Annotated in this window: 17 protein-coding genes and 1 pseudogene; 13 read left to right on the forward strand and 5 right to left on the reverse strand. The window is 70.7% G+C overall.

Annotation, left to right across the window (positions count from 1 at the left end):
- Positions 1 to 2,991, forward strand: a pseudogene (locus tag LRG07_RS10195) (excinuclease ABC subunit A); the annotation flags it as partial.
- 64 nt (positions 2,992 to 3,055) lie between these two features.
- Here the strand turns inward: LRG07_RS10195 and LRG07_RS10200 are convergent.
- Positions 3,056 to 5,464 (reverse strand): Tex family protein, encoded by a 2,409-nt coding sequence (locus LRG07_RS10200; protein WP_238642280.1) that lies wholly within the window; start codon positions 5,462 to 5,464, stop codon positions 3,056 to 3,058.
- A 153-nt stretch (positions 5,465 to 5,617) separates the two neighbouring features.
- Here LRG07_RS10200 and LRG07_RS10205 point away from each other — a divergent pair, with 153 nt between their 5' ends.
- A complete protein-coding gene (locus tag LRG07_RS10205; RefSeq protein WP_201173099.1) occupies positions 5,618 to 6,103 on the forward strand; it encodes a transposase in 486 nt (161 codons plus the stop codon).
- On the opposite strand, the gene LRG07_RS10210 is transcribed toward LRG07_RS10205, so the two are convergent.
- On the reverse strand, positions 6,064 to 6,684 hold the full coding sequence (locus tag LRG07_RS10210; protein ID WP_201173096.1) for an RNA ligase partner protein: 621 nt from the start codon (positions 6,682 to 6,684) through the stop codon (positions 6,064 to 6,066). The two genes, LRG07_RS10205 and LRG07_RS10210, sit on opposite strands and share 40 nt — an antisense overlap.
- A 157-nt stretch (positions 6,685 to 6,841) precedes the next feature.
- Between LRG07_RS10210 and LRG07_RS10220 the strand changes: the two genes are divergently transcribed.
- Positions 6,842 to 7,300: a pilin gene (locus tag LRG07_RS10220; protein ID WP_305038535.1), complete on the forward strand. Its 459-nt coding sequence runs from the start codon at positions 6,842 to 6,844 to the stop codon at positions 7,298 to 7,300.
- 74 nt (positions 7,301 to 7,374) lie between these two features.
- On the opposite strand, the gene LRG07_RS10225 is transcribed toward LRG07_RS10220, so the two are convergent.
- On the reverse strand, positions 7,375 to 7,659 hold the full coding sequence (locus LRG07_RS10225) for a PP0621 family protein (protein WP_201242308.1): 285 nt from the start codon (positions 7,657 to 7,659) through the stop codon (positions 7,375 to 7,377).
- A 158-nt stretch (positions 7,660 to 7,817) separates the two neighbouring features.
- Here LRG07_RS10225 and sucC point away from each other — a divergent pair, with 158 nt between their 5' ends.
- From sucC to glnB, 4 genes are all read left to right on the forward strand, one after another.
- Positions 7,818 to 8,993: an ADP-forming succinate--CoA ligase subunit beta gene (gene sucC / locus LRG07_RS10230; RefSeq protein ID WP_238633710.1), complete on the forward strand. Its 1,176-nt coding sequence runs from the start codon at positions 7,818 to 7,820 to the stop codon at positions 8,991 to 8,993.
- A gap of 26 nt (positions 8,994 to 9,019) precedes the next feature.
- Entirely contained in the window at positions 9,020 to 9,892 is an 873-nt protein-coding gene (sucD, locus tag LRG07_RS10235) for a succinate--CoA ligase subunit alpha (protein ID WP_201173085.1), read from the forward strand.
- Between the two features lie 8 nt (positions 9,893 to 9,900).
- Entirely contained in the window at positions 9,901 to 11,532 is a 1,632-nt protein-coding gene (locus LRG07_RS10240; RefSeq protein WP_238642281.1) for an NAD+ synthase, read from the forward strand.
- Between the two features lie 62 nt (positions 11,533 to 11,594).
- Entirely contained in the window at positions 11,595 to 11,933 is a 339-nt protein-coding gene (gene glnB / locus LRG07_RS10245; protein WP_201173081.1) for a nitrogen regulatory protein P-II, read from the forward strand.
- A gap of 27 nt (positions 11,934 to 11,960) precedes the next feature.
- Here the strand turns inward: glnB and LRG07_RS10250 are convergent, their stop codons facing one another.
- On the reverse strand, positions 11,961 to 12,722 hold the full coding sequence (locus tag LRG07_RS10250) for an outer membrane protein assembly factor BamD (protein ID WP_201173069.1): 762 nt from the start codon (positions 12,720 to 12,722) through the stop codon (positions 11,961 to 11,963).
- Positions 12,723 to 12,791: 69 nt separating this feature from the next.
- Between LRG07_RS10250 and rluD the strand changes: the two genes are divergently transcribed.
- The 4 genes from rluD to clpB all read left to right on the forward strand — a co-directional run bounded on the left by rluD (position 12,792) and on the right by clpB (position 18,483).
- Entirely contained in the window at positions 12,792 to 13,733 is a 942-nt protein-coding gene (gene rluD / locus LRG07_RS10255) for a 23S rRNA pseudouridine(1911/1915/1917) synthase RluD (RefSeq protein WP_238642282.1), read from the forward strand.
- Positions 13,726 to 14,478, forward strand: a complete 753-nt coding sequence (pgeF, locus tag LRG07_RS10260; RefSeq protein WP_201173064.1) for a peptidoglycan editing factor PgeF — start codon at positions 13,726 to 13,728, stop codon at positions 14,476 to 14,478. Before rluD ends, pgeF begins: the two co-directional genes overlap by 8 nt.
- Positions 14,479 to 14,480: 2 nt before the next feature.
- Positions 14,481 to 15,767 (forward strand): diguanylate cyclase, encoded by a 1,287-nt coding sequence (locus LRG07_RS10265; protein ID WP_238642283.1) that lies wholly within the window; start codon positions 14,481 to 14,483, stop codon positions 15,765 to 15,767.
- Positions 15,768 to 15,870: 103 nt separating this feature from the next.
- Complete coding sequence (gene clpB / locus LRG07_RS10270) at positions 15,871 to 18,483, forward strand: ATP-dependent chaperone ClpB (RefSeq protein WP_201241698.1); 2,613 nt, start codon at positions 15,871 to 15,873, stop codon at positions 18,481 to 18,483.
- A 6-nt stretch (positions 18,484 to 18,489) separates the two neighbouring features.
- Here clpB and LRG07_RS10275 read toward each other — a convergent pair whose 3' ends face one another.
- Complete coding sequence (locus LRG07_RS10275; RefSeq protein WP_238642284.1) at positions 18,490 to 19,362, reverse strand: SDR family NAD(P)-dependent oxidoreductase; 873 nt, start codon at positions 19,360 to 19,362, stop codon at positions 18,490 to 18,492.
- Positions 19,363 to 19,447: 85 nt separating this feature from the next.
- Between LRG07_RS10275 and LRG07_RS10280 the strand changes: the two genes are divergently transcribed.
- Together LRG07_RS10280 and LRG07_RS10285 are read left to right on the forward strand one after the other, a co-directional pair.
- The gene (locus tag LRG07_RS10280) at positions 19,448 to 20,083 is read left to right on the forward strand and encodes a hypothetical protein (protein ID WP_238642285.1); all 636 of its coding nucleotides are present in this window, start codon (positions 19,448 to 19,450) and stop codon (positions 20,081 to 20,083) included.
- An 84-nt stretch (positions 20,084 to 20,167) separates the two neighbouring features.
- On the forward strand, positions 20,168 to 20,524 hold the full coding sequence (locus LRG07_RS10285) for an FmdB family zinc ribbon protein (protein WP_201173038.1): 357 nt from the start codon (positions 20,168 to 20,170) through the stop codon (positions 20,522 to 20,524).
- Positions 20,525 to 20,587: the final 63 nt, after the last annotated feature.

Here is a 20,587-nt window from a genome sequence, read left to right on the forward strand (position 1 = left end):
CTCAAGCTCGCCGGGCACCTGGCCGAGCGCGGCAAGGGGCGGGGTAAGGGGGCCGAGCCGGGCACCGGCACCTTGCTGATCTTCGACGAGCCCACCACCGGGCTGCACTTCAGCGACTGCCAGGTCCTCCTCGACGCCTTCCAGCGGTTGGTGGACGCTGGCTACAGCCTGTTGGTCATCGAGCACAACCTGGATCTGATCGCCAACGCCGACTGGATCCTCGACCTCGGCCCGGAGGGCGGTGAGGGCGGCGGCCGGCTGCTGGCCAGTGGTACGCCGGCGCAGCTGGCGGCCTCCGCCACGGCGACCGGGCGTGCCCTGGCCGACTACGGCACCGGTCTGGAGGAGGACGCGGGGCCCCTGGCGCCCCCGGCCGTGGCCGAGGCGGCAGCGCCGTATGCCGTGGACGCTCCGGCCGCGATCGAGGTGCACCAGGCCCGCGAGCACAACCTGCGCAACATCGACGTGGCCATCCCCCGGGATCGATTGACCGTGGTCACCGGGGTGTCCGGCTCCGGGAAGTCGACCCTGGCCTTCGATATCCTCTTCGCCGAGGGCCAGCGCCGTTACCTGGAGTCGCTCAACGCTTACGCCCGACAGCTGGTGCAGCCGGCCTCGCGTCCGGACGTCGGCGCGGTGACCGGCATCCCGCCGGCGGTGGCCATCGAGCAGCGCACCAGCCGAGGCGGATACCGCTCCACGGTGGCGACACTCACCGAGATCTACCACTACCTGCGCCTGCTCTACCTGCGTCTCGGCGTGCAGTACTGCCCGGAGTGCCAGGTCGCCATCGAGGCGCAGACGCCGGAGGGCATCGCCGCGCGGTTGCTGCGCGAACACCGTGGGCAGCGGATGGCCTTCTACGCCCCCCTGGTGGTCGCGCGCAAGGGGATCTACAAGGAATTGGCGGCCTGGGCGGCCGGCCGCGGATACGAGCAGTTGCGTGTGGACGGTGAACTCCAGCCCACGGCGCAGTGGCCGCGGCTGGACCGCTACCGGGAGCACGACATCGATCTGCCCCTGGGCAGCATCGAGATCCGGGCCGATGTCGAGGCGGATCTGCGCGAGCGCCTCAAGGAGGCCCTGGATCACGGCAACGGGACCGTGCGCATCGCCCCGTTGGACGGCAGCGGCGCCGACGCCGAGCGGGTCTGGTCCACGCGCCGGGCCTGCCCGGCCTGCGGGCAGGGCTTCGCCGAGCCGGATCCGCGGCTGTTCTCGTTCAACGCCCGCCACGGCTGGTGCAGCGGCTGCCACGGCACCGGGCTGCTGGTCCGCGACCCGGACGAGGCCGAAGAGGCGGAGCTGGAGGCAGCCCGGGTCTGTCCGGCCTGCCAGGGCGGGCGGCTGAACCCCGTGGCCCGGGCCGTGCGCTTCCACAGCCGGAGCATCACCGAGGTGACCGCCGACTCCGTGGCCGAGCTCCGGCCCTGGCTCGAGGCGCTGACCCTCGACGAGCGCGAGACCGCCATCGGCGCAGACGTCATCGCCGAGATCGGCGCGCGGCTGGCCTTCCTGGAGCGGGTCGGGCTCGGCTACCTGTCGCTGGATCGCGCCGCGCCGACCCTCTCCGGCGGCGAGGCGCAGCGCATCCGCCTGGCGGCGAGCCTGGGTGCCGGCCTGCAGGGCGTCTGTTACGTGCTCGATGAGCCGACCATCGGCCTCCACGCCCGCGACAACGCCATGCTCCTCGGCGCTCTGCGCGAGCTGGCCGAGGCCGGCAACACCGTGGTGGTGGTCGAGCACGACGAGGAGACCATTCGCGCCGCCGGGCACCTGATCGACCTCGGCCCCGGTGCCGGCCGCCACGGCGGGCGTGTGGTCGCCGAGGGGGACCTGGCAGCCCTGACCGGCAACACCGAGTCGCTGACCGGCCGGGTCCTCGCCGAACCGCCGCGCCATCCCACGCGGGAGCGCCGCAGCCAGGAGGTGGCGGGGCAGCTTACGGTCACCGGCGCCCACCGCCACAACCTGCAGCGGGTGGATGTGGCGCTGCCGCTTGGTCGCCTGATCGGGGTCACCGGCGTCTCGGGCTCCGGCAAATCGAGCCTGGTCCGCGAGGTGATCGAGCCCAGCGTCCGTGCCCGGCTCGCCCGTAAGCGCGGCGCGGCCCTACCGGAGCCCACCGGGTGTCAGGCGCTGGCCGGCACCGAGCACCTGCGGCGGGTCCTGGAGGTGGATCAGACCCCCATCGGCCGTACCCCCCGCTCCTGCCCGGCGACCTACGTGGGGATCTGGGATCCCATCCGCCGGCTCTTTGCCGGCACGGAAGAGGCACGGCTGCGCGGCTGGAACGCGGCGCGCTTCTCTTTCAACACCAAGGGGGGGCGCTGTGAGGCGTGCAGTGGTCAGGGCGTAAAGACCGTGGAGATGAGCTTCCTGCCCGACGTGAAGGTCCCCTGCGAGGCGTGCGGCGGTACCCGGTTCGACGAGGAGACGCGCCAGGTCCGCTACGCCGGCCACAGCATCGACCAGGTGCTGGCGCTGAGCATCGAGGAGGCAGCGGGGTTCTTCAGCGCCCATCCGCGCATCCACCACGTCCTGCGTCTGCTCTGCGATGTGGGCCTGGGTTACCTGAGCCTGGGGCAGCCGAGCCCGACGCTCTCCGGCGGCGAGGCGCAGCGCCTGAAGCTGGTCACCGAGCTGGCCAAGGCCCGCCCGGTGGATGGCGGCCCGGCGCGGGGCAAGCAGGCGGCGCCGACGCTCTACCTGCTCGACGAGCCCACCGTGGGCCTGCACATCGCCGATGTGCAGCGGCTCACGGATGTCTTCCACGCCCTGGTTGATGCCGGCCACACGGTGGTGGTCATCGAGCACAACCTGGATGTGATCGCCGAGGCGGACCACGTCATCGACCTGGGCCCGGAGGGTGGGGACGCCGGCGGTCGTATCGTCGGGGCGGGCACGCCGGAGGCGGTGGCGGCAATGGAGACGCCCACCGGACAGGCCCTGCGGGCCTTCCTCGCCGAGCGGGGGGCGGGTACCGCCTAAGCGGTGCTTTCCCGGCGCTGCCGGGCCCGGCCGCAGGCGGCCGGCCCGGCAAGCCTCGGAGGGTTCAGGAACGCGCCTTGCGGAAGGCCTCGGCCAGCGCGGTGTTGGCGGCTGGCTCGGGCTTCTCGGTCTTGCGGCCCTTCTTCGCGCCACGCCCGGCGCCCTGGCCGGCGCCCTTGCTCTTGCCGCCCGAGGTGCCCTTGCCGCCGCCGGTGCCTTTGCTTGCGGCGCCCTTACGCCCGCCGTCGGCCCGCTCGGCGTTGGGGTCGTCGTCGAGGCGCATGGACAGGCCGATGCGCTGGCGCTCCAGGTCCACCTCCATGACCTTCACCTGAACGACGTCGCCGGTGCGGACCTTGTCGCGCGGGTCGCGGACGAACTCGTGGGCGAGGGCGGAGATGTGCACCAGCCCGTCCTGGTGGACGCCGATGTCGACGAAGGCGCCGAAGTTGGCGACGTTGGTCACCGTGCCCTCGAGCACCATCCCCGGCTCCAGGTCGTCGATCTTCTCCACCCCCTCGCGGAACGCCGCGGTGCGGAACTCCGGGCGCGGGTCGCGGCCCGGCTTGGCCAGCTCGCCGAGGATGTCGCGGACCGTCGGCTCGCCGAAGCGCTCATCGGTGTACGCCTTCGCATCCAGGGTGGCGAGAAAACCCTCATCGCCGATCAGCTCGCCCACGCTGCGGCCCGTCTCCGCGCAGATCCGCTCCACCACCGGGTAGGCCTCGGGGTGGACGGCGGAGGCGTCCAGCGGGTTGTCCCCCTGGGGGATGCGCAGGAAGCCGGCGGCCTGCTCGAAAGCCTTCGGACCGAGCCGGGGCACCTCCTGCAGGTCCTTGCGGGTGCGGAAGCGGCCGTTGTCGAAGCGGTGCTGGACGATCTTCTCGGCCAGGCCCGGACCCAGGCCGGAGACGCGGGCGAGCAGCGGCGCCGAAGCGGTATTGGCGTCCACGCCGACGGCGTTGACGCAGTCCTCGACCACCGCATCGAGCTTGCGCCCGAGGTGGCTCTGGTTGACGTCGTGCTGGTACTGGCCGACGCCGATGGACTTGGGCTCGATCTTCACCAGCTCGGCCAGCGGGTCCTGCAGGCGCCGGGCGATGGAGACCGCCCCGCGCAGCGAGACGTCCAGATCCGGCAGCTCCCGCGAGGCGTTCTCGGAGGCGGAGTAGACCGAGGCGCCGGCCTCGGAGACCACCACCTTGTGCAGGCCCAGCTCCGGGTGGCGCTTGATCAGCTCGCCGACCAGGGCGTCGGTCTCGCGGGAGGCGGTGCCGTTGCCGATGGCCACCAGCCCCACCTGGTGCTTGCGGGCGAGTTCGGCCAGGGTCTTCAGCGAGCCCTCGGGGTCCTTGTTGCGGCTGGTGAAGGGGTGGATGGTGGCGGTTTCGACCACGGCGCCGGTGGCGTCGATGACCGCTACCTTGACCCCGGTGCGCAGTCCCGGGTCGAGGCCGATGGTCGGGCGCGGGCCCGCCGGTGCGGCCAGCAGCAGGTCCTCCAAGTTGGCGCCGAAGACGCGGATCGCCTCCTCCTCGGACTGCTCGCGCAGCTGGCGCTTGAGCGCCAGGTCCAGGTGGGTGGAGAGCTTCGCCCGCCAGGCCAGGCGCACGGTGCGCGCCAGCCAGGCGTCGGCCGGCCGACCCCGGTCGGCGATGCCGAAACGCCGGGCGATGGCGGCCTCGCCGACGCTCGGCTCGTCGCTCTCGCCCCGCGCCTCGGCGTCGGACCAGGCGATCTCCAGCCGCAGGATCTCCTCACTCTGCCCGCGCAGCATGGCCAGGGCGCGGTGGGAGGGGATCTTGCGCAGCGGTTCGGCGTGCTCGAAGTAGTCCCGGAAGCGGGCGCCGTCCTTCTCCTTGCCCGCGGCCACGCGGCTGACCAGGTAGCCCTTGCGCCAGCCGTAGTCGCGCAGCTCCTCGAGCAGATCGGCGTCCTCGGCGAAGCGCTCCATGAGGATCTGCCGGGCGCCGTCGAGGGCAGCGTCGACATCGGCCACGGCCGGGGTCTCCTGCTCCTCCTCGGCGGGGCCGGTGACGTAGGGGGCCGCCGCCTCCTCGGGGACGAGGGACGGATCGGCCAGAAGGCTGTCGGCTAGCGGCTCCAGCCCGGCTTCGCGGGCGATCTGCGCCTTGGTGCGGCGCTTCTTCTGGTAGGGGCGGTAGAGGTCCTCGACGCGGGTCTTCGTCTCGGCGGCGCGGATCGCCTCGGCCAGCTCGTCGGTGAGCTTGCCCTGCTCGTCGATGGCCTTGAGCACCGTCTCCTTGCGCTCGTCGAGCTCCCGCAGGTAGGTCAGCCGCTCCTCGAGCGAACGCAGCTGGCTGTCGTCGAGGCCGCCGGTGACCTCTTTGCGGTAGCGGGCAATGAAGGGGACGGTGGCGCCCCCGTCGAGCAGCTCGATGGCGGCCTCGACTTGCCGGTTGCCCACGCCCAGCTCCTGGGCGATGCGCTGCGGGATCGACTCACTGACCATCTCTCGTGAAACCTCGGTGCCGTGGAAAAGGCGCCATGATAACCGAGCCGCCGCCGGCTGCCAGCGACGCGCGCCGCTGTGCCCCGGCCGATTGACAGCCGGCGGCGGGCTGGCACGATAAGCAGGAGACAACGCGTTCAGGGAGGAGCGCGCATGCACCAGGAGGTGAGCCGGCAGGAGCGGTGCGTCCGCTTCTGCCTGACCACGCACGGCAACCACCCGTGGCTGGCCCGGCCCGAGGCCGTACAGCGGCTGCGCACCGCCTTCCGCCAGGTGGCCCGGCGCCGTCCGCTGACCTGGGACGCCGCCGTCGTCCTGCCCGACGCCGTCCACGGCCTGTGGCGCCTGCCCCGGGATGACCCGGACCCGCGGCCCCGCTGGCAGGCGGCCAAGGCCCACTGCACCCGCCACCTGCGCAACTGGCCGGGGCTGCCCCGCGGGCGGCTTTGGCAGCCCGGTGTGCACTGGTGGGAGGTGGAGCCGGACCGGTGGCGCGAGGCCCTCGACGAGATCCACTGGGAGCCGGTGCGCCGCGGGCTGGCCGGCCGCCCCGAGGGGTGGCGCTATAGCTCCTTTCGCCGCTGCCAGGCCGCCGGGCTTTACCCGGTCGGTTGGTCGGGGCCGTCGGGGGCGGTGTGACTGGGCTCCTCGCCGGCGAGGTTCTGCATCACCCCGCGCAGGTAGCGCGGATTGACCAGCTTGATGCCGATCCGCTCGGCGAACTTGCGCATCCCCTCGTCGGCGGAGACCAGGGTGGCGTCCAGCTCGTAGGCGAGCAGCACCACGTCGATGTCCTCCCGCGAGTCGAGGATCCCGCGGCGCATAGCCTCGCGGTAGCGCTCGCGCAGCTGGGTGATCAGCTCCGGCGGCAGCGATTCCGCTTGGCCGGCCTGCCGGGCGTGCTCCTCGGCGATGCGCAGGCCCCGCTGGATGCGCGTGCGCACCTCCTCGATGAACTCGTAGAGCACTTCCGAGGGGATGGTCATCGAGAAACGCCGGGGCGAGCGGATGTGCACCTCGGTCTCGAACTCGGCGCCGATCATGTCCATCGAGCGCAGGTTGCACAGCTCCTGATAGACCGGCCCCGGCATGTAGAACTCGGCGTCGGCGCGCCGGGCGAGCCCGAGGAAGACCGAGATGGCCTGCATCGGCTCCTCATCGAAGCGCAGGTAGACGTCGGGGTTGGTGAAGACGCTGGTATCGAGCACGAATCGGCGCATGGTTCCGGGCCCGTCGTGGCGAGGTTTCACCCGGCACGTTACAACCTGCGCGGCGTCCTGGCCATCGGCCCCGGGCTGCGTGATCCGCCGCCTGACCGCCGGCGGCACGGACTGATCCGTTCAAACGCACTTTTCCGGACTCACAGGGAGGTGAGCCATGCAATCGCGTATCCAGCGGCGCCGGCTCTGCGCCGCCTTCACCCTCATCGAGCTGATGATCGTGGTGGCGATCATCGCCATGCTGGCCGCCATCGCGGTCCCGCAGTACCAGAACTACGTCGCCCGCACCCAGTTCGCCGAGGCCCTGACCCTCTTCTCCGGTGTGCGTACGGCGGTGGACTCCGAGGTCCATCTGCGTGGCCCCGACGGGCTGGACGCCGGACGCATCGAGGAGCTGGTGGGGGCCGATGGTGGCGACTACGTCGATGCCATCGACGTCTCCGCCGGCGGGGACACGGTGGATGTGTCCATGCAGTTCGCCGACGAGGGGGTCAACACCGAGCTGGCCGGCGAGTCGGTGACCTTCACTGGCCAGGAGGACGATGAGGGCGCCTGGGGGTGGGATTGCGATCCAGGCGGCCTGGCGGAGATCGCCACCGGCCTGTGTGCCGAGTGACCGGCGCCGCCCGAGCCGGCCCGGCCTTCGCCGGCCGGGCCGGGGGATCAGGCCGCCCCGGCCTGCCCGTCGCGCTACCCCCGCCGGTCGCGGCCGGAACTGGCCGACGGGTGGTCATCCCGTCCCAGCCGACGGTGCTCCGGCGAGCAGTAGTAGGCGCCGTCGCGGGGATAGGCGGTCGAGCGCGGCAGGAAGACGCCGCATCGGGCGCAGCGCACCATCTCCTCGGTGCGCCCGCCGTCGCCGCCGCCCTGGTTGCGCTGTCCCTCGCCATCATCGCGCAGGCGTTTCTGAAGCAGGCTGCGCGCACCGATCCAGGCGAGGATGAGCAGGATGACAAGAAGGATCTGGCCTAGCATGCACGTGCTTTTCCGTGATTACCTTGAGCCCTCGGGCGCAGAGGCCCGGGCGCGCGGCCAACCAAGTTGGCACGGCCGGACGGTTTTGAAAAGCGCGGGTCGCTGAACCACTATAATCGACCGCCCGGCGACCGCGACCCCATGGGAGGAGCTGTTCAATGAATCTGCACGAGTTCCAGGCCAAGCACCTCTTCACCGAGGCGGGGATCGCCATCCCCCGCGGGTATGTGGCGCGCTCCAGCGCCGAGGCCCGCGCCGCCGCCGAGCGCCTCGGTGGCTCGGCCTGGGTGGTCAAGGCCCAGGTCCACGCCGGCGGACGGGGCAAGGCCGGAGGGGTCCGGGTGCTCCGGAAGACCGACGAGATCGAGCGCTACGCGGACTCACTGCTCGGCGAGCGCCTGGTGACCCACCAGACCGACGATCGCGGTCAGCCGATCCACGCCCTGCTGGTCGAGGAGGGGCTGGAGATCGCCCGTGAGCTCTACCTCGGCGCCCTGATCGATCGGTCCAGCCAGCGCGTGGTCTTCATGGCCTCGGCCGCCGGCGGCATGGACATCGAGGAGGTGGCGGCCAGCGAGCCCGAGCGCATCCACACCGTGCGGGTCCACCCGGCCGCCGGGCTGCAGCCGTACCAGTGCCGGCAGCTGGGTTTCGCCCTCGGCCTGGACAAGGCGCAGGTGGGGGAGCTGACGCGGATGATGCAGGGGGTCTACCGTCTGTTCCTGGAGCGGGACCTGTCGCTGGTCGAGATCAACCCGCTGATCGTCACCGGCGAGGGGCGGCTGCTAGCCCTGGATGCCAAGGTGACCGTCGACGACAATGCCGTGGAGATCGGCCGGCAGTCGCAGATTCAGGACATGCGCGATCTGACCCAAGAGGACGAGACCGAGGTCCGGGCCGCCGAGCACAGCCTCAACTACATCACCCTGGACGGCAACATCGGCTGCATGGTTAACGGCGCGGGCCTGGCCATGGCCACCATGGACGTGATCAAGCTCCACGGCGGCTCGCCGGCCAACTTCCTCGACGTCGGCGGTGGCACCAACGCCGATCGGGTGGCCGAGGCCTTCAAGATCATCCTCTCCAGCCCCTCGGTGGAGGGGATCCTGGTGAACATCTTCGGCGGGATCGTGCGTTGCGACATGATCGCCGAGGGCATCGTGGCCGCCGTCCACGACGTCGGGGTCGACGTCCCAGTGGTCGTCCGGCTCGAGGGCACCAACGTCGAGCAGGGCAAGCAGATCCTCGCCGACAGCGGGCTCGACCTCATCCCCGCCGACGACCTGGCAGACGCCGCCGCCAAGATCGTCGACATCGCCGGTGACGCGGCCTGATCCCCAGGTCAAGAGAGGAGCAGAACATGAGCATTCTCGTCGATCAGAGCACCCGGGTGCTCGTCCAGGGGTTCACCGGCAAGCAGGGGACCTTCCACGCCGAGCAGGCCATCGCCTACGGCACCCAGGTGGTCGGCGGCGTGACCCCGGGGCGCGGCGGCGGCACACACCTGGACCGCCCGCTGTTCGATACGGTCCGCGAGGCGGTGGCCGAGACCGGCGCCGACGCCTCGGTCATCTACGTCCCGGCGCCCTTCGCCGCCGATGCCATCCTTGAGGCCGCCGACGCCGGCATCCGGGTGATCGCCTGCATCACCGAGGGCATCCCGGTGCTCGACATGCTGCACGTCAAGGAGGCCCTGCGGGGCGAGGACGTGGCCCTGATCGGGCCCAACTGCCCCGGGATCATCACCCCGGACCAGTGCAAGATCGGCATCATGCCCGGGCACATCCACCTGCCCGGGCGAATCGGCATCGTCTCCCGCTCCGGGACCCTGACCTACGAGGCGGTCAAGCAGACCTCGGACACCGGGCAGGGGCAGTCGACCTGTGTCGGTATCGGCGGCGACCCGATCCAGGGGTGGTCTTTCGTCGACTGCCTGGCGCAGTTCGAGGCTGACCCGGCCACCGACGGCGTGGTCATGGTCGGCGAGATCGGCGGCAGCGCCGAGGAGGAGGCGGCGACGTTCATTCGTGACCACATGAGCAAGCCGGTGGTCGCCTACATCGCCGGGGTGACTGCGCCGCCGGGTAAGCGCATGGGTCACGCCGGGGCGATCATCTCCGGCGGCAAGGGGACGGCGGATGACAAGTTCGCGGCCCTCGAGGCCGCCGGCGTGGCCACGGTGCGCTCGCCGACGGAGATCGGCGAACGCATTCGGCAGCTGACGGCAGGCTGAGGCGCACCGTGCGTATCGTCACCGCCCAGCTGGCCTTCCCCGTCGGCGCCATCGACGCCAATGCCGCGCGCATCATCGACGCCATCGGCCGGGCGCGGGATGAGTTCGGCGCCGATCTGGTGGTCTTCCCCGAGCTGGCGGTGACCGGCTACCCGCCCGACGACCTGCTGCTGCGCAGCGACTTCCATGCCGCCGTCGAGCGGGCGCTCGGCCGGATCGCTGCGGCGTGCACCGGGATCACCGCGGTGGTGGGGACGCCGCTCCACCGCCACGGCGTGGTGCGCAACGCCGCCGTGGTCCTCGCCGACGGCGCCGAGGCCGAAGTGGCCTACAAACGCTGCCTGCCGAGCTACAGCGTCTTCGACGACAACCGCCACTTCCGCGCCGGAAACGCCCCCTGCCTGGTCGAGGTCGCCGGCCGGCGCATCGGGGTCACCATCTGTGAGGACATCTGGGCGGCCACGCCGGCCGCCGAGGCCGCCGGCGCCGGCGCCGAGCTGCTGATCAGCATCAACGCCTCGCCGTTCCACGACGGCAAGCAGGCCGAGCGCGAGGAGGTGGCGGCCTGCCGCGTGGCGGAGACCGGGATCCCGCTGCTCTACGCCAACCTGGTCGGTGGCCACGACGAGGTCGTCTACGATGGCAGCTCCTTCGCACTGGACGATACCGGTGCGGTCACTGCCCGGGCGCCGGCGTTCGCCGACGGGCTCCACCCCCTCGACTGGCAGGGCGGGGCGCTGCGCGGCGAATGCGCCGAGCGCACCACCGGGCCGCCGGCGATCTACCAGGCGCTGGTCCGGGCCACCGCCGACTATGTCCGTGGCAACGGCTTCTCCGGCGTGGTGCTCGGGCTCTCCGGCGGGATCGACTCGGCCCTGGTGGCTGCGGTGGCCGCCGACGCCCTGGGCGGGGAGCAGGTGCTGGCGGTGATGATGCCCACCCGCTACACCGCCGAGCGCAGCCTGGAAGACGCTCGCGCGGCAGCGCAGACGCTCGGACTGGACTACCGGAGCATCCCCATCGAGTCGCTCTTCGCCGAATACGAGCAGGCCCTGGCGCCGGCCTTCGCCGGGCGCCCGGCGGACGCCACCGAGGAGAACATCCAGGCGCGGATCCGCGGCAACTGCCTGATGGCGCTGTCCAACAAGCTCGGGCTCATGCTGCTGGCAGCCGGTAACAAGAGTGAGCTGGCCGTGGGGTATGCGACCCTGTACGGCGACATGTGCGGCGGTTTTGCCCCGCTCAAGGACGTCTACAAGACCGATGTCTACCGCCTGGCCGCCTACCGCAACAGCCTCGGGCCCGCCGTGCCGCAGGCCATCATCGAGCGCGAGCCCACCGCCGAGCTGCGCGCCGATCAGCGTGACAGTGACAGCCTGCCGCCGTATCCGGTCCTCGATGCCGTGTTGCGCCAGTACCTGGAGGCCGACGCCGCCGAGCACGAGATCCGTGTCGATGGGCTGGACGAGGCGGAACTCTGCCGGGTCATCCGGCTGCTCTACCGCAACGAGTACAAGCGCCGCCAGGCGGCCCCCGGGGTGAAGGTGACCCGGCGCGCCTTCGGGCGTGACCGGCGTTACCCGATTACCTCGGGCTGGTCCGGTTGTCAGGGCTGTGGGGACTGGCCCACGCTATCCTGATAACTGAGTCCTGAATCTGGAAAATCAAACCGAACCGTGCCCCACCCCAAGGAGCTGCTCCCATGAAGAAAGTCGAGGCGATCATCAAACCCTTCAAGCTCGACGACGTCCGGGAGGCCCTCTCGGACATCGGGATCACGGGCATGACCGTCACCGAGGTCAAGGGGTTCGGCCGTCAGAAGGGGCACACCGAGCTGTATCGGGGCGCCGAGTACGTGGTCGACTTCCTGCCCAAGATGCGTCTCGAGGTCGTCGTGGCGGATGCCGATGTCGACCGCTGCGTCGAGGCTATTACCCAGGCGGCCCAGACCGGCAAGATCGGTGATGGCAAGATCTTCGTCACCAACGTCGAGCGGGTCATCCGCATCCGCACCGGCGAAGAGGACGAGAACGCCATCTAGTTCCCCGGGCGGGGGCCGCTGTGCGGCCTACCGCCCGCCGAACTCCGGGGCGGGAACCTCGTGGCGCTCGCGCCGTTCCCGCTCCACGTCCTCGTCCAGGGGGTCGAGGCCAAGGCTGCGGTAGGCCTCGGCGAGCATCCCCATGGCCTCGCCCACGGCCGGCGTGCCGGGGTAGCGGGCGATGATCGTCCGCGCCCGGTTGGCGGCGGCGATGTAGGCGCCCCGCTCCAGGTAGAACCGCCCGACGTGGAGTTCATGCTCGGCCAGCGCCGTGCGGATCTGCTCCATGCGCTCGGTGGCGTCGTCGATATACTCGCTGTCCGGGTATTGCTCGGTCAGGTCGCGGAAGTCGGCGAAGGCGCGGCGCTTGGGCTCGGGGTCGCGCAAGTTCGGGTCGACATTGAACAGATCGCCGAGGCCGCCGGGCCCCTGGGCCTGCCGTGCCACGCCGCTCATGTAAAGTGCATAGGCGACGTGCTCATTGCGCGGATGCATGCGCTGGAAGCGTTCCGCGGCGGCGATCGCCGACTCGTGCTGGCCAGCCAGGTAGTGGGCGTAGATGATCATCAGCTGGGACTGAACCGCGTGATCGCCGAAGGGGTAGCGCGCCACCAGGTTCTCGAAGCGCTCCACGGCCTGTGAGTAGTTCCCGGAACTCAAGCTGCTGCGGGCGTCGGCGTAGAGTTCCTCGACGCTGCGCTCGGCGGCCCCGTCGGGGTCGGTGCCGGCACAGCCGGCCAGAAAGAGTGCCACCAGGGCGATCGTGGCCCAGCGCTGGATGCGGTGCATGATTTCCGTGACTCCGCGGCCTGATGCAGGCTCGTCATTGTAGCGATAGCAAAGGCTCGTACTATACGTATGGAACGACCCCGTCACCAAGCCGACGTCCCCGAGGAACTGGCCGGGCAGCGTCTGGATCGGGCCCTGGCGGCCCTGTTTCCCGATTATTCACGCAGCCGCCTGCAGCAGTGGGTGAAGGCCGGCTGGATCACCGTCGACGGCGCCGTGCGCCGTCCCCGCGATCCGGTTTACGCCGGCGAGCGAATCCACGTCGATGCCGCGCCCGAGCCGGAGACCCCGCTGGCCCCGGAGCCCATCCCGCTGCGACTGCTCTACGAGGACGGGGATCTGCTGGTCGTGGACAAGCCGGCGGGGCTGGTGGTTCATCCGGGGGCCGGCAATCCGGGCGGCACCCTGGTCAACGCGCTGCTCCACCACGATCCGGGGCTCGAAGCCCTGCCACGGGCCGGCATCGTGCACCGGCTGGACAAGGAGACCTCGGGGCTGCTCGTGGTGGCGCGGACCTACGCCGCCCACCATGCCCTGGTCGCGCAGCTGCAGGCGCGCACGGTGGGGCGCGGCTACCAGGCCGTGGTGGTCGGCCGCCCCACCGCCGGCGGGCGGGTGGACGCCCCCATCGCCCGCCACCCCCGGGACCGCAAACGCATGGCCGTGGTGGCCACCGGTCGCCCGGCGGTGACCCATTACCGGGTCGCGGAGCGCTTCAGCGCCCACACCCTGCTCGACGTGGAACTGGAGACCGGCCGCACCCACCAAATCCGCGTGCACCTGGCGCACGTCCGGCTGCCGCTGGTGGGTGATCCCGTCTACGGCCGTCGGCCGGTTTACCCGCGGGGCGCGAGCGACACCCTGCGCGCCGTCCTCGACGGCTTCCGCCGCCAGGCCCTGCACGCCCGCCATCTGCGCCTCGAGCACCCGCGCACCGGCGAGACCATGCACTGGGAGGCGCCGCCGCCGGAGGACTGGCACCACCTGCTGGAGGCCCTGCGCCATGGATGAGGTGGACGGTGGCCTGTTCTTCAAGCCCCGGTGGCCGGCGCCGGAGGGTGTGCGGGCCCTGAGCACGCTGCGCTGCGGCGGCTGCAGCGCAGCGCCGCGCGACAGCCTCAATCTGGCCGAGCATACCGGGGATGACCCGTCCGCCGTGGCCGCCAATCGGCATCTGCTGCGCACCCGCGCCGGTCTGCCCGCCGAGCCCGTGTGGCTGGAGCAGGTCCACGGCACCGAGGTGGTCGCCGCGCACCGGGTCGCCCCCGGCGCACGTGCCGACGCGGCCTGGACCGATCGCGCCGGCGTGGTTTGCGCCGTGCTCACCGCCGACTGCCTGCCGGTGCTCCTCGCCGCCGGGGACGGGCGGGCGGTGGCCGCCGCCCACGCCGGCTGGCGGGGCCTCGCCGCGGGCATCCTCGAGGCCGTGGTGGCGGCGCTGCCGGTGCCGGCCGGCGAACTCCACGCCTGGCTGGGGCCGGCCATCGGGCCCGACGCCTTCGAGGTAGGGCCGGAGGTGGCCGAGGCGCTGCGCGCACGGGATCCGGCTGCGGCCGAGGGGCTCACCCCCGCGGCCGGTGATCGCTGGTACGCTGACCTCTACAGCCTGGCTCGGAGTCGCCTGCGGCAGGCCGGGGTGACATCGGTCCACGGTGGCGGCTGGTGCACGCACACGGATCGGGCGCGTTTTTTCTCCCATCGCCGGGACGGATCCACCGGCCGGATGGCGAGCCTGATCTACCGAGAGGAGCCGTAATCATGTCCGAGGAGCAGTACGCCGCCGGCCGCATCCTGGTGGTGGAGGACAGTCGCTCCGTGGCCGGCTGGTTGGCCGGGCGCATCGAGGACGCCCTGGGGCTGAAGGCGCTGGTCGCCGGCAGCCGCGCCGCCGCGCGGCAGCTGCTGGAGCATGACGGTGAACGGATCGTCGCCGCCGTGCTCGATCTCGACCTGCCGGATGCTCCGCGCGGCGAGGTGGTCGGGGACCTGGTGGAGCGCGACATCCCCTCCGTGGTTCTGACCGCCACCATCGAGGACGACCTGCGCGATCAGCTGGTGGGGGCCGGGGTGTGCGACTACATCCTCAAGGATGCCCCGGACGCGGTGGACTCGGTGCTGCGTACCCTGCAGCGCATCCACCGCAACCGGTCCATCGGCGTGCTGGTGGTCGACGACTCCCGCTCGGCCCGCGAGTACCTGGTGCACCTGCTCAGCCGCTGGGGGTTCCGCTGCTACCAGTCCGGCAATGGCCAAGAGGCGCTGGAACGGATCACCTCGGATGAGGACGCCACCATCCGCCTGGTGCTCTGCGACCAGAACATGCCGGGCATGGACGGCATCACCCTGATCCGCGAGCTGCGCCGCCGGCACGCGGCCCCGCGGCTGGGGATCATCGGTGTCTCCAGTCACGGCTCGGGGCTGCTCTCCGCGCGGCTGCTCAAGGCCGGGGCCGACGACTTCCTGACCCGCCCCTTCCTGGAGGAGGAGCTCAGCGTCCGCGTCAACCAGAACGTGGACCTGATGGAGCTGCTGCGCGAGGCCCGCGAAGGGGCCCGGCGCGACCCGCTGACCGGGTTGCACAATCGGCTCTACCTCGACGAGATCGCCGATCAGCTCGGCGAGACAGCGCGGCGGACGCGGCAGCCGCTGGCGGCGCTGGTGGTCGATCTGGATCACTTCAAGGCGATCAACGACCGCCTCGGCCACTTCGGCGGCGATACGGTGCTCCAGCGGGTGGCTGCGCAGCTGCGCGAGACCGTCCGCCGCGCCGACGTGCTCATCCGCTCCGGCGGCGAGGAGTTCTTCATTGTCACCGTGGGGATCGATGGTCCCGGTGCCTGGACCCTGGCCGAGCGTATCCGCAATGGCATCGAGACCCTGGAGCTGGTCTACGAGGGCGAGACCGTGGCCCTCAGCGCCAGCGTCGGCGTGGCCGTGCTCGACGGCGGCTCCGTCGAGGAGGTCCTGAAATCCGCCGATCTGGCCCTCTACGAGGCCAAGCGCCAGGGCCGCAACCGTGTCGCCGGCGTGCCCGCGCCGGATTGAAAACCCGTCGCCGCTGCCCCATCTATCCTGACAAGAAACCAGCCACCGCCGCGGCGCGGTGGAGCGGATTGTCGGCCCGTGATGCGGCCAAGGGGGTAGAGACATGCGGATGGACAAGCTGACCACCAAATTCCAGATGGCCATCGCCGAGGCGCAGAGCCTGGCGGTGGGGCGCGACCACCAGTTCATCGAACCGGTCCATCTGATGCTGGCCATGCTCGATCAGGAGGGCGGCGGCGTGCGTCCGCTGCTCCAGCAGGCCGGCGTCAACCTGAACAAGCTGCGCTCGCAGCTCGGCGAGGCCCTCGAGCAGATGCCGCAGGTCTCCGGCACCGGCGGCGAGGTGCACCTGTCCAACGAGCTGGGGCGGCTGCTCAATCTCACCGACAAGCTCGCACAGAAGCGCAAGGACCAGTACCTCTCCAGCGAGCTCTTCGTGCTCGCCGTGCTCGAGGATGGCAAGAGCCGGCTGGCGAAGATCCTCGAGCAGGCCGGTGCCGCGCGGGAGCCCCTTGAGCAGGCCATCGAGCAGGTGCGCGGCGGCCAGGCGGTGGATGATCCCAACGCCGAGGACCAGCGCCAGGCGCTGGAGAAGTACACCATCGACCTGACCGAGCGCGCCGAGCAGGGCAAGCTCGACCCGGTCATCGGCCGCGACGACGAGATCCGGCGCACGGTGCAGGTCCTCCAGCGCCGGACCAAGAACAACCCGGTGCTCATCGGTGAGCCGGGCACCGGCAAGACCGCCATCGTCGAGGGCTTGGCCCAGCGCATCGTCAACGCCGAGGTGCCCGAGGGGCTCAAGAACAAGCGGGTCCTGTCGCTCGACCTCGGTGCACTGCTCGCCGGGGCCAAGTACCGCGGCGACTTCGAGGAGCGGCTCAAGGCGCTGCTCAAGGAGCTCGGTCAGCAGGAGGGGCAGATCATCCTGTTCATCGACGAGCTCCACACCATCGTCGGCGCCGGCAAGGCCGAAGGCGCCATGGACGCCGGCAATATGCTCAAGCCGGCGCTCGCCCGGGGCGAGCTGCACTGCATCGGTGCCACCACCCTCAACGAATACCGCGAGAACATCGAGAAGGACGCCGCCCTGGAGCGCCGCTTCCAGACGGTCCAGGTGGATGAGCCGAGCGTCGAGGACACGGTGGCCATCCTGCGCGGGCTCAAGGAGCGCTACGAGGTCCACCACGGTGTCGAGATCACGGACCCGGCCATCGTCTCCGCGGCGACGCTCTCGCACCGCTACATCACGGATCGCAACCTGCCGGACAAGGCCATCGACCTGGTCGATGAGGCGGCGTCGCGGATCCGCATGGAGATCGACTCCAAGCCGGAGTCGATGGATCGCCTCGAGCGCCGGCTGATCCAGCTCAAGATCGAGCGCGAGGCGCTGCGCAACGAGGAGGACGACGCCTCCAGAAAGCGCCTGGCGACCCTCGAGGACGAGATCAACGAGCTGGAGCAGGAGTACGGGAACCTCGAGGAGATCTGGAACTCCGAGAAGGCCGCGGTCGAGGGCACGCAGTCGATCAAGGAGGAGCTTGAGCGCGCCCGCCAGGAGGTGGAGACCGCCCGTCGCGCCGGCGACCTGCAGCGCATGTCCGAGCTGCAGTACGGCCGCATCCCCGAACTGGAGCGCCAGCTGGACATGGCCTCGCAGGCGGACATGTACGACATGAAGCTGCTGCGCAACCGGGTCAGCGACGAGGAGGTCGCCGAGGTGGTCTCCAAGTGGACCGGCATCCCGGTCTCGAAGATGCTCGAGGGCGAGCGGGACAAGCTCCTGCGCATGGAGCAGGCCCTGCACGAGCGGGTGGTCGGCCAGGATGAGGCCATCGCCGCGGTGGCCAACGCCATCCGCCGCTCCCGGGCCGGGCTGTCGGACCCGAACCGCCCCAATGGCTCGTTCCTCTTCCTGGGCCCCACCGGCGTGGGCAAGACCGAGCTGTGCAAGGCGCTCGCCGAGTTCCTGTTCGACACGGAAGAGGCCATGCTGCGCATCGACATGTCCGAGTTCATGGAGAAGCACTCCGTGGCGCGGCTGATCGGTGCGCCGCCGGGGTACGTCGGCTACGAAGAGGGCGGTTATCTCACCGAGCACGTGCGTCGCAAGCCGTACTCGGTGATCCTCCTCGACGAGGTCGAGAAGGCCCACGCTGACGTCTTCAACGTCCTGCTGCAGGTCCTCGATGACGGTCGGTTGACCGACAGCCACGGCCGCACCGTGGATTTCCGCAACACGGTCATCGTGATGACCTCGAACCTCGGCTCGGAGATCATCCAGAGCATGGCCGGGGAGGAGGAAGAGGACTACCAGCGGATGAAGAGCTCGGTGATGGACATCGTCGGGACCCACTTCCGTCCCGAGTTCATCAACCGTATCGACGAGGTGGTGGTCTTCCGGCCGCTGTCGCGGGAGCAGATCCGCGCCATCACCAGCATCCAGGTCCGCTACCTCAGCGAGCGGCTGGCCGAGCGAGACATGGCGCTCGAACTCAGCGAAGCGGCCCTGGACCGCATCGGCGAAGCGGGCTTCGACCCGGTCTACGGCGCCCGCCCGCTCAAGCGGGTCCTGCAGCACGAGGTCGAGAACCCGCTGGCCCGGGAGATGCTCGAGGGCAACTTCGGGCAGGGCGATCGCATCCGGGTCGATGTGCAAGACGGCGCGTTCCGCTTCGAGCGCGGCGAGCCGGTGGTCGAGGGCGAGGTGGTCTGAGCCGGGCTAGCGGATGCGGCGCTCCGAGGCCGTGGCCGCCAGCAGGAGCCGGTCCAGCCAGCGCGTGGGCAGCAGGCGCTTGAGGGCGGCGAAGAGGTGGGTGGGAACGGTGACGTGGTAGCGGGCCTTCGGGCGCGGGTGCTCCAGGGCGTGGACCAGCTTGGTGGCCACCGCCTCGGCTTCGAGCGTGAAGGGCGTCGAGGCCCCGGCGCCGGCCAGGCGCTGCTCCACCGCACGATAGGTGGCAGCGTGGGCGCTGTTCTGTGGATCGATCCGGGCCTGGAAGGTGCGGTGGGCGTTGTCGCGAAAACGGCTGGCGATGGGCCCGGGCTGGATCAGGCTCACGTGGATGCCGCTGCCGCGCAGTTCTTGGCGCAGGGCGTCGGTGAGCCCCTCGAGGGCGAACTTGGAGCAGACGTAGGCGCCGCGGTAGGGCAGGGCGATGAAACCGAGTACCGAGCTGTTTTGCACGATGCGCCCGTGGCCCTGGCGGCGCATGTACGGCAGCACCCGCGTGGTCAGTTCGTGGGTGCCGAGCAGGTTGGTCTCTAGCTGCTCGCGCAGCGTCGCCCGGGAGAGATCTTCCACCGCGCCGGGCTGACCATAGGCCCCGTTATTGAACAGGGCGTCGATGCACCCGCCGGTGCGCTCGGCGACCTGCTCCACCGCGCCCTCGATGGAGGCGCTGTCGGCCAGGTCCAGCACCAGGGCGTCCTCCCAGCCGGCCTCGCGCAGGCGGGCCACGTCCTCGCTGCGGCGGGCGCTGGGGAAGACCCGCCAGCCGCGCCGGGCCATGTGCGCTGCAGCGGTCTCGCCGATGCCGCTGGAACAGCCGGTGATCAGCAGCGCGGGGCGGTGATCGGTGTGGTCGTCGTTCATGGCCCGACAGGCTAAAGCCTGCGCCCGCCGATCTCCACATCGGGTATCCTGTCGCCTCTTTGAGGACCGGTCGCGTGAGGCGGGCATGACGCCAGGGCGAATCCTGCGGATCCTTGGGGTTGCGGTGCTGCTGGTGGTGCTGGTCGGATGCGCCCATCGCCCGCAGCCATCGGACATCGACGACAGTTGCGTCATCTTCGAGGAGAACCCCGAGTGGTATGATCACGCCCGGCGCTCCGAGGAGCGCTGGGGGACGCCGATCCCCATCCAGATGGCCTTCGTCCATCAGGAGTCGTCGTTCATCGCCGACGCCCGCCCGCCGCGGCGCCGGCTGCTCGGGATCATCCCCTGGCGCCGGCCGAGTTCCGCCTACGGCTACGCACAGGCGCAGGATCCGGTCTGGGGCGAATATCGGGAGGATGCCGCTCACTGGGACGCCCACCGGACCCGGATGAGCGACGCGCTGGATTTCATCGGCTGGTACAACCAGCGCACCCGGGAGCGGGTCGGGGTCGATCTGGACGACCCGAGGCGGCTGTATCTGGCCTATCACGAGGGGCACGGCGGGTACCGGCGGGGCACGTACCGCCAGAAGCCGACCCTGCAGCGCGTCGCCCGCAATGTTGAGTCCCGGGCCCGGCGCTACGAGCAGCAGCTGGCCGAGTGCGAGGACGAGCTGCAGTGCTGGCGGTGGTATCAGTTCTGGCCCTTCTGCCGCTGAGCGGGCGGGCCTTGTTTTCAGCCGTGGCAGTCCCCATTCAAAAGCCGTCACGGCTTGGGTGGTTGACCAGGAGGGAGAGGATCGATGCCGATTTACGAGTATGAGTGCTGTGGCTGCGGCCACCGTCTCGAGGCCATCCAGTCCGTATCGGACGGCCCGCTGACCGACTGTCCCGAGTGCGGCCAGGCGTCGCTCAAGCGGCTGGTCTCGGCGGCGGCGTTCCGCCTGAAAGGCGGCGGTTGGTACGAGACCGACTTCAAGTCGGGCCAACGCAAGAACGTCGCCGAGGGGGGCGGCAATGGCGCCGACAAGGGCGGCAGCGACAAGAGCAGTGACAAGAGCGGCGACAAGTCGGCGTCATCGGCGGGCACCTCCGCAGGCAGTGGCGGTGGGCAGTCGGGGGCTGCGGCGGCTGGCTCCTCCGGTTCTGCTTCCAGCTGAAACGCCGCGGCGCCGGCCTTGGACCCCGTCGGCGCTTTTTGGCACGCTGCCAGACGGGCAGCC

The organism is Halorhodospira sp. 9622 (assembly GCF_022228025.1).
GTDB classification, from domain to species: Bacteria; Pseudomonadota; Gammaproteobacteria; order Nitrococcales; family Halorhodospiraceae; genus Halorhodospira; species Halorhodospira halophila_A.